Source organism: Paraburkholderia sp. JHI2823 (assembly GCF_038900695.1).
GTDB lineage: Bacteria > Pseudomonadota > Gammaproteobacteria > Burkholderiales > Burkholderiaceae > Paraburkholderia > Paraburkholderia mimosarum.
In genome coordinates this window covers 1-2,612 of record NZ_JAYMRY010000114.1, presented here as the reverse complement: position 1 = coordinate 2,612, position 2,612 = coordinate 1, and the positions used below count along the sequence as shown (strand labels likewise).

The 2,612-nt window shown below is 66.7% G+C and carries 3 protein-coding genes; all 3 read right to left on the bottom strand.

Annotated elements, in window-relative coordinates; genetic code table 11:
- On the bottom strand, nt 1-354 hold a 354-nt coding region (locus tag VSR34_RS37730), incomplete at its 3' end, for an ATP-binding protein (protein WP_342965154.1).
- Nucleotides 351-1,787, bottom strand: a complete 1,437-nt coding sequence (locus VSR34_RS37725; RefSeq protein WP_342965153.1) for a DDE-type integrase/transposase/recombinase — start codon at nt 1,785-1,787, stop codon at nt 351-353. The genes VSR34_RS37725 and VSR34_RS37730, both read right to left, overlap by 4 nt.
- Nucleotides 1,788-1,885: 98 nt before the next feature.
- Entirely contained in the window at nt 1,886-2,470 is a 585-nt protein-coding gene (locus tag VSR34_RS37720) for a hypothetical protein (RefSeq protein ID WP_342965152.1), read from the bottom strand.
- Nucleotides 2,471-2,612: the final 142 nt, after the last annotated feature.

Here is a 2,612-nt window from a genome sequence, read left to right as displayed (position 1 = left end):
CCGCTCGCGCAGCGACCGGAAGCCGCCCCAGCGGTTGTGTGCCTTGAGCTCCAGATTGAAGATGTCGCCCATCTCGCGATAGAAGTCGGCGAGGCTGCTTTGCGGGTGATTGATCGAAACGACCATCAGGTCGGTGAGCCGCTCGAGCTTCTCGGCCAGCACGCGCATGACGACGCTCTTGCCGGTGCCGGGCTCGCCGTGGATCATCGCGAAGCCGCCTTCGCGCACGAGCGCGTTCTCGATGCGCCAGCAGAAGTTCTCGATGCGGGGCGGCACGTACAGCGCCTCGAGCGGCAACTCCGGCGAGAACGGGTTCCACTTCAGGCCATAGAGGGCCTGCAGACGCTGGCTCATGCCCCCTCCTGCCACCCGGCGGGAATCCAGGCCGGCGGCAGGCCGGTCGCCGCATGCTCGGCCAGCATCTGGCGCAGCAGCGGTGCAATGCCGGGCGCACTGGTCGGTGACGGCTCGACATTGGCGGCATCAAGGCGACGGCGCTGGCCGTCGGCATTGGCAGCCTTGTCCAGTGGTCGTAGCGGGCACAGCACGACGTCGCTGTCGGCGTCGATGAGATCGACGCGACTCAGGTCCCAGCGTGCGTAGCGCAGGCGTACGCGCTGCAGGTGCCGGTAAGCCGAGGGGATCTCGAAGCGCGTGCCGGCCAGGCTGACTGTGCCGTCCGAACGCCGCTGGGTTCGCGTCGCGTCAATGCGAAACGCGGCCCGTAGTGCATCGCTGGAGGGGCACTCGCGCCGTACGTCGGGACCGGCCAGGTAGCGCTTGAGCGGCGTGCCGCCGATCTCGGAATGATGCGCGTGATGGTACTCGCGCTCGATCCAGGCATGGGTGGCCTGGTTAAGCAGTTCGAGCGTGAGATTGGGCTCGCCCTCGAGCATGGCCATCACGCGCCCCTCGATGCGTGCCCAGAACGTTTCCTGCTTCGCGTTCTGGTACGGAGAATATGGCAGCGTCGTCTGGTGCAGCACGCCGAGCGCGAGCAGCCCGGCAGTCGTTTCCTCGGCGAGCATTGCCGCACCGTTGTCGGTCATCAGCGCGCGCGGCAGCCCCCGGCGCTGGAACGCCTGGGCGAGTCCGTGGATCAGGCTGCGTGCCGTTTCATCGAGAAACCATTGCGCGTGACAGACGACGCGCGAGCGGTCATCGATCACGCACAGCAGCATCGGCGTGACCCACTCGCCGTCATGCGTGAGCAGCTTGCGCGAGCCGTGATGGAAATCGAGATGCCAGAGCGCGTTGACGTGCTCGACCTCGAAGCTGCGGACCTCGAGCTTCTCGAGACGATCACGCGCGAGCATCGCGCCCGCGCTCGTGTGCCGGGGCTGGCGTTCCCGGAACAGGCCCTGCGCCCGCATGTAACGGCGTACGGTCGTGTACGACGGCAGGTTCGCGGCATCGAGCGTGACCTTGAGGTTGTCGAAGTGCAACTGGCAGGTCCAGCCGGGATGGTCGCGGTACTGCGTGCGGATCGCCTGCACCGTCTGCGGCGACAGGCTTGCGCCAGCGCCGCTGGGGCGCTTGCGGTTGCGCAGTCTCGCCACCGGATCGTGTGGCGCCTTGCGGGCCTGATAGAACCATCGCTCGATGGTCGAGCGGCCGAACTGGATATCGTCGCCAGTGACGGGATGACGCCAGCGTCTGGCGGCCAGCGCGGTGATGAGTTCGCGTAGCTGCCCCGACTCGGGCGGTGCTGCAAGCAAGGGGCCGACGATCGCAAAGCGCAGGCGTGCCCAACGATCCCGCGCGGGTAGATCGTGAAGTTCAGTCATACGTTCTCCAAAGATGTGGCGCATCGCGCCGCGATTCAGGGGAGAGGCGAGACTACAAGTGGGCCCGGGCAAGGGCGAGCGAGAAGTTCTGCGGGCGGCTACCGTCCCTCACGCACGGTGCTCATGGCGCGGCCGCCAGTGAGCGGTGAGAGCCAGCGCAGCAGGCACAGCAGCGGCTCAGGCTGTGACGTCGCAGCGAAGCGCTCGAGCAGGCTTGCAGGTGCGTGCGCAGTCTCGATGGGTGGCACGAACGCCGCCCGCCCAAGCGTCCAGAACGGCGTGCTGACGAAGTCGGTTTGCCACCAGTGCTGCCATCGCGCAATCGTTGCGCGCGGCACGCCAAGCGCGTCGAGCTGGCGCATCGCTGCGGCTGTGCCGGCGCTCGCGCGCGTAGCACTGACGACGACCATGATTGCGGCAACGTAGACGCGGCGGCCAAGGAAGCGCACGGAGAACGGTGTGGTGCGACGGCGGCACTCGGCGCAGCAGAAGCTGTAGCGGAACTCGCCACACTCGGCGCGGGCTTCCCGGGTAAGGCCTCGCGGTTTGCGGCGATAGCGGGCGCTGTGCAGAACGCCATTGCAGCGGTGGCAATGCTGCGAGCGGGTTTGCTCGGCGAAGTCTTGATCGATGCGCAGTAGCAGGCGGTAGAAGTCGGGATTACGGGCACTCGTGTGGCACACTGCAAAGGTCTCGGTCTTGGAAAACGCGAGACTCTCCCTTCGGCGTCGTTTGTGCAAGATGCCTGAGGGAGATCCCCTCCGCCACATCACGCAAGCCGCTCAAAACGCCCCGAATTCCCATCGACTTGCGTGCTCATGCTCA

Excerpts from the sequence above, each read along its gene's own strand:
- VSR34_RS37725 (WP_342965153.1), bottom strand. The coding sequence starts at position 1,787 with ATGACTGAACTTCACGATCTACCCGCGCGGGATCGTTGGGCACGCCTG.